The organism is Pseudomonas gessardii (assembly GCF_001983165.1).
GTDB classification, from domain to species: domain Bacteria; phylum Pseudomonadota; class Gammaproteobacteria; order Pseudomonadales; family Pseudomonadaceae; genus Aquipseudomonas; species Aquipseudomonas gessardii.
In genome coordinates this window covers 1-5,764 of the sequence record NZ_MNPU01000094.1, presented here as the reverse complement: position 1 = coordinate 5,764, position 5,764 = coordinate 1, and the positions used below count along the sequence as shown (strand labels likewise).

The following is a 5,764-nucleotide window of genomic DNA, read 5'->3' as shown; positions in this document are numbered from 1 at the left end:
GAGCACAAGGTCGGCAGCCTCGCGCTTGAATTCAGGAGTAAAGGAGCGGCGTTGTTTGGTCATCTGACACCTCGATCTGGCGAGCATTCTCGCCTAAATGGGTGTCCGGTTTCATTAGACCACTACAGTCATCCAGGCTCGCGCCCAGGTTGAAGCGTGTGCGCTCATCGCCGCCCGACAGGCCGAGGCTGCGTTCCCAAGTGTTGTTGCTACCAAAGCCCAGCTTCAGGCGCGGTTGCAGGCCTTGTCCGGCATTGCGACGGGTAAACACCTGAATCACCCCGCCGATGGCGTCGCTGCCGTAAATCACCGAACGCGACCCGCGCAGCACTTCCACCCGTTCAATCTGATCGATATTCAGGTATTGCAGGCCGCTGTCGCCGGAGGTGGTATTGGCAATCCGCTGGCCATCCACCAGTACCAGGCTTTGCGCGGACTTGGTGCCACGCAAGAAAATCCCCGGCAAGCTGCCCCGGCCACCGGTGCGCGCCACTTGCACGCCAGGCACGCGGCTGAGCAGGTCGGTCACGCTGGAGGGTTGCAGGCGGTCGATATCGTCGCGGGTGAACACGGTGTTGGCGGCGCTGCTGTCATTGCGCGCCTGCACCTGGCGGTTGGCGCTGATGACCACATCGGGGAGCTTCAGGGCGGCGTCGCGGGTGTCGGCGAGCAGGTCTGTAGTGGGTAAAAGCAGGAGTGGCAGGGCAAGTCGCAGGTGTTTCATGGGCCGTCCATGGATTCCAAGGCAATACAAAAAAATGTGGGAGCTGGCTTGCCTGCGATAGCATCACCCTAGTCTCTCTGAAAGACCGAGGTGTTTGCATCGCGGCAAGCCAGCTCCCACAGTTTGATCCGCTTTACAGGCCGAGCAAGGCCATGCGCTGGCGAACGGCTGCCTCGATCCCCGCTTCATCCAGCCCGCACTCGGCCAGCATCTGCGCCGGCTTGGCATGCTCCACATAAATGTCCGGCAAGCCCAGGTGCAGCACGGACTTGAGGATATTCTCCCGCGCCAGGAACTCGCTGACCGCCGCTCCGGCACCGCCCATGATGGCGTTTTCTTCAATCGTTACCAGCAACGCATGGCTGCCAGCGATCTCGCGCACCAGGGCTTCATCCAGGGGTTTGACGAAACGCATGTCGATCACGCTGGCGTCGATTTTTTCCGCCACTTTCAGGGCTTCGGCCAGTTGCACGCCGAACACCAGGAACGCGGTCTTGTTGCCCTGGCGCCGCACGATACCCTTGCCGATCTCGATCGGTTCCAGGTCTTTCTCGATCACGGCATTCGGGCCATTGCCACGGGGGTAGCGCACTGCTGCCGGGCCGTTGTACAGGTGGCCGGTACTGAGCATCTTGCGCAGCTCGTTCTCGTCGCTCGGCGTCATCACCAGCATGCCGGGGATGCAACGCAAGTACGACAGGTCGTAGCTGCCGGCGTGGGTCGGGCCGTCTTCGCCCACCAGGCCGGCGCGGTCGATGGCGAACAGCACGTCGAGGTTCTGCACCGCCACATCGTGAACCAGCTGGTCATAACCGCGCTGCAGGAACGTGGAGTAGATCGCCACCACCGGCTTGGCGCCTTCGCAGGCCATGCCGGCGGCAAAGGTCACCGCATGTTGCTCGGCAATCGCCACATCGAAGTAGCGCAGCGGGAAACGCTCGCTGAACGCCACCAGGTCGGAGCCTTCCTTCATCGCCGGGGTAATGCCCACCAGGCGCGGGTCGGCGGCGGCCATGTCGCACAGCCACTCGCCAAACACACCGGAGTACTTTGGCCCGCTGGCCTTTTTCGGCGCCGCCACGGGTGCATCCAGTGGTTCGAGCTTGGTGATGGCGTGGTAGCCAATCGGGTCGACTTCCGCCGGGGCGAAGCCTTTGCCTTTTTTGGTGACGACGTGCAGGAACTGCGGGCCCTTGAGGTCGCGCATATTGCGCAGGGTGGCGATCAGGGTCGGCAGGTCGTGGCCATCGATCGGGCCGATATAATTCCAGCCCAGCTCTTCAAACAGGGTGCCGGGGACCAGCATGCCCTTGGCATATTCTTCGGTGCGGCGGGCAATTTCCCACGCGCCGGGCAGGCGTGACAGTACCTTCTTGCTGCCCTCACGCATGCTGGCGTAGGTGCGGCTGGACAGAATCTTCGCCAGGTAATTGGACAAACCACCGACATTGCGCGAGATCGACATGTCGTTGTCGTTGAGGATCACCAGCATATTGGCGTCCACTTCCGGCGCATGGTTCAACGCTTCAAACGCCATGCCGGCTGTCAGCGCGCCATCACCGATCACGGCAATCGCCTTGCGATCACTGTTTTGCAGACGGGCGGCAATCGCCATGCCCAGGGCTGCACTGATCGAGGTGCTGGAATGGCCGACGCCAAAGGTGTCGTATTCGCTCTCGGCGCGGCGTGGGAAGGCGGCGATGCCGTCCTTCTGGCGCAAAGTGGCCATGCGCTCGCGGCGTCCGGTGAGGATCTTGTGCGGATACGCCTGGTGACCCACGTCCCACACCAGCCGGTCGTCCGGGGTGTCGAACACGTAATGCAACGCGATGGTCAGCTCGATGACGCCAAGGCCTGCACCAAAATGCCCACCGGTCTGACCGACCGTGTAGAGCAATTCCAGGCGCAACTCATCGGCCAGGGTTTCCAGCTCGGCTTCACCCAGGCGGCGCAAGCCGGCCGGCGTGTTGGCACGGTCCAGCAGAGGCGTGGTCGGGCGCTTGCGGGGAATCTCTTGAAACGTCGTGGGCATCAGGCGAATCGTTATAGGTATAGAAGAGGCGGCAGTTTACCTCAAGCATCGCAAACTGCCCACGCAGAGCACCGAACTTGGCTGATATGCGGTCGTAATCAGTGACGACGTTCGACGATATACCGCGCCAGGTCGCGCAGCGGCGCGGCTGCCGCGTCGAATGGTCGCAGGGCTGCCAGGGCCTGGTCGCGCAACTCCAGGGCATAGGCCTTGGCGGCTTCCAGCCCCAACAGCGACGGATAGGTCGGCTTGTCACGGGCAATATCGGCGCCCTGGCGCTTGCCGAGGGTCGCGGTATCGCTTTCCACGTCGAGAATATCGTCCTGCACCTGGAACGCCAGGCCGATGGCCCGGGCATAGGTCTGCAAGGCCGCCAACTGCACGGCTTCGGCGCGGCCACTGGCCAGGGCGCCGAGGTGCACGGCCGCCTCGATCAACGCCCCGGTCTTGTGCCGGTGCATATATTCCAGGGCTTGCTGGTCCAGCTTGAGGCCCACCGAACCGAGGTCAATCGCCTGCCCCCCGACCATACCGGCCGGGCCCGCAGCGCTGGCCAACGCGGTGACCATGCGCAGGCGGATCTCGGCATTCACGCCGCTCAGGCGCGGATCAAGCAAGGCACTGAACGCCAGGCTTTGCAGGCCGTCACCGGCGAGGATCGCACACGCCTCGTCAAAGGCCTTATGGGTCGTGGGTTGGCCGCGACGCAGATCGTCATCGTCCATCGCCGGCAAATCGTCGTGTACCAGCGAGTAGGCATGAATCAACTCCACCGCACATGCCGCGCCATTGGCTTGCGCGGCGTCCACCCCCAGCGCCTCACAGGCCGCATAGGCGAGCAAGGGCCGCACGCGCTTGCCGCCGTTCATCACGCTGTAGCGCATGGCGTCATACAGCCTGGCCAGCTCCGGGCTTGGCGCCACGAACAGCGGCTCGAGCGCAGCATTGACCCGGGCCTGGCTGCTGGCCTGATAAACGTCGATCATTGGGGTTGTTCCGCGTCAAAAGGTTCTTCGGCCAACTCCCCATCCCGCTCCAGCAACACCTGGACCTTCTGCTCCGCCTGCGCCAGGGCGCTCTGGCAATCGCGGGTCAGGCCGATACCTTGCTCGAACGCCGTCAACGAGTCTTCCAGCGACAACTCGCCGTTCTCCAGACGCTCGACCAGGGTTTGCAGATCGGCGAGGGATTGTTCGAAATCGAGTGCAACTTTTTTGCGGGCCATGGCGGCTATTCCGGTTGACGGTAAACGGGCGCGACACTAGCAGATAGGGGGGGGAGGGGCAAATGAGGGGAGGGGCTAGGCATGCGTTGGGTGGGGTGTTGTGCATGCCCGGAGGATGGGGGGGGGCTATTGCAGCGTTGACGTGCGATCAAATCGAGCCGTCCCGTTTATCGGGTTAATTTTTATGGGTTTCCCTTTGAGTTTTTCATAATGATTGAACTGACGTGTTCTAACCAGTCTTTGCCACTTTTCCATTCGTATGGATAGTAATAGTTGCAGCCTATTTCAAAAAATAAATAATTTTGTAACTCCTGCTCTGTTCTGTCTGAGAGTAAAAGCTCACGCAACTCTATATTTACTTGCATAAGGGTTTTTTCGGATGAATCAGATATAAAGTTTGAAATCACGTCGTCTGCACTAGCGTGATCGTCAGGCCAGTCTTGATTGAAGTAGCCCGCAAAAAATTGCTGTAATTCAAGATGCTTTTTAGTCATGGGCTCGGGTATCCCGTAAGTATTTTATAGCCGGTGGGCATTTTTTTATCTTTCAACAGTACAAGGTAGATTTTAGTTCCAGGAGCCGAAAAAGAGGACGGATCTATTTAACAAAGTGCACAGATAACGACTGTAAGCGTTTACCGAGCATCATGCCTTAGTGGTTGGCTTCATCCAGGCGCACAAGTTAAAGGGGAATGGGTGCATTAATGGCGAGCTTATTTTTAATTGGCTCGGAATTAAATATGGCTGTCACTTTTGTCACTATCGAGTGTTGCCTTTATTGAGAAGTGGGAGGGGGAGAACAGTCAGTGGGCCTAAGATCCACATAGTCGAAGTCACCTTCAAATGTGATGCAGGCAATCCAGCATAGGTTTTCAGGAAAAACATAGGTGTGTTGGGGGATTTCAGAAAATATGTCAATTGCTTCTTTAATATCGTCAATTTGAACGATATAAGCGTGATCTATAGCGGAGTCCCCTAAAAAGCACACGTTTTTAACGGTTAAGTGGCTAAGGGCTTCTGAGATTTGAGCCAAAGCTTCGAGTCTGTCTAGAGTGTTTAGATTGACGGAGTTCTTTACAGTGCTCCAATCTATCTTACTTCCTACAAACGTGAATTTTTTTTGTATTTCATTAATTAGTTTTGCTTCTTCAGTTTTAGATAGCTGCAAAAAGCCAATTCCTTTTTTTTGCAGCGTATCTATCAAAAACTCGTCGAAGTAGCTCATTTTTTCGCAAACCTTCTGTTTATTTTGAGAACTAGTTCTGCAGAGCCTTGGAATAGATAGTGAGGCCCTTTTTTCTTTCCCGACCAGACGTTTATATGAGCACCACTTCGCTCATCAAACTCAACCCGGTACCCGGTTTTTCCATCAATCGTTTGCATACCTATAGGGTGCCCATCGCTGGTTCCAAACTTACCTAGTGTCGGTTTTTCAGCTCGGAAGTCATTTTCCAGTAACCATTCCATTGCTTTGTTTGAAGCTTGTTCGTAGGTCGTAAACCGAGTCTGGCCACTTGTGCTGGGTGGTGACTCCTCATTGTGCGGTGATGGTCTTGTATTTTTTTGTCCGGGACAGTTACCAGCCTTACATGTCAACCCCAACGGATCCACCCACCCCGTAGGGTTGGGCACATACAAATACCCGTTCACCCCACCGGCCAACTTCACCGGGTCGGGGGTCAAATAGCGGCCATTATCTGGATTGTAGTAGCGATGCCGGTTGTAATGCAGCCCGCTTTCCTGGTCGAAATACTGCCCCTGAAAACGCAGCGGGTTATCGACGG

The 5,764-nt window shown here is 57.5% G+C and carries 6 protein-coding genes and 1 pseudogene; all 7 read right to left on the bottom strand.

What is annotated here, in order from left to right; all coding sequences use genetic code 11:
* Window positions 1-115: 115 nt before the first annotated feature.
* Window positions 116-724: pseudogene (locus BLL38_RS29475) on the bottom strand (TonB-dependent receptor); the annotation flags it as partial.
* A 133-nt stretch (window positions 725-857) separates the two neighbouring features.
* Window positions 858-2,756: a 1-deoxy-D-xylulose-5-phosphate synthase gene (gene dxs, locus BLL38_RS29470; RefSeq protein WP_076965340.1), complete on the bottom strand. Its 1,899-nt coding sequence runs from the start codon at window positions 2,754-2,756 to the stop codon at window positions 858-860.
* Window positions 2,757-2,854: 98 nt separating this feature from the next.
* Complete coding sequence (gene ispA / locus BLL38_RS29465; protein ID WP_076965339.1) at window positions 2,855-3,742, bottom strand: (2E,6E)-farnesyl diphosphate synthase; 888 nt, start codon at window positions 3,740-3,742, stop codon at window positions 2,855-2,857.
* A complete protein-coding gene (locus BLL38_RS29460; protein ID WP_032861653.1) occupies window positions 3,739-3,981 on the bottom strand; it encodes an exodeoxyribonuclease VII small subunit in 243 nt (80 codons plus the stop codon). Before BLL38_RS29460 ends, ispA begins: the two co-directional genes overlap by 4 nt.
* A gap of 182 nt (window positions 3,982-4,163) precedes the next feature.
* Window positions 4,164-4,475: a contact-dependent growth inhibition system immunity protein gene (locus BLL38_RS29455; RefSeq protein ID WP_076965338.1), complete on the bottom strand. Its 312-nt coding sequence runs from the start codon at window positions 4,473-4,475 to the stop codon at window positions 4,164-4,166.
* Between the two features lie 280 nt (window positions 4,476-4,755).
* Window positions 4,756-5,205, bottom strand: coding sequence for a hypothetical protein (locus BLL38_RS29450; RefSeq protein WP_076965337.1), 450 nt, complete (start codon window positions 5,203-5,205; stop codon window positions 4,756-4,758).
* Window positions 5,202-5,764, bottom strand: a 563-nt coding sequence (locus BLL38_RS29445; protein ID WP_139340784.1) for an RHS repeat-associated core domain-containing protein, incomplete at its 5' end; no start/stop codon positions are given. The genes BLL38_RS29450 and BLL38_RS29445, both read right to left, overlap by 4 nt.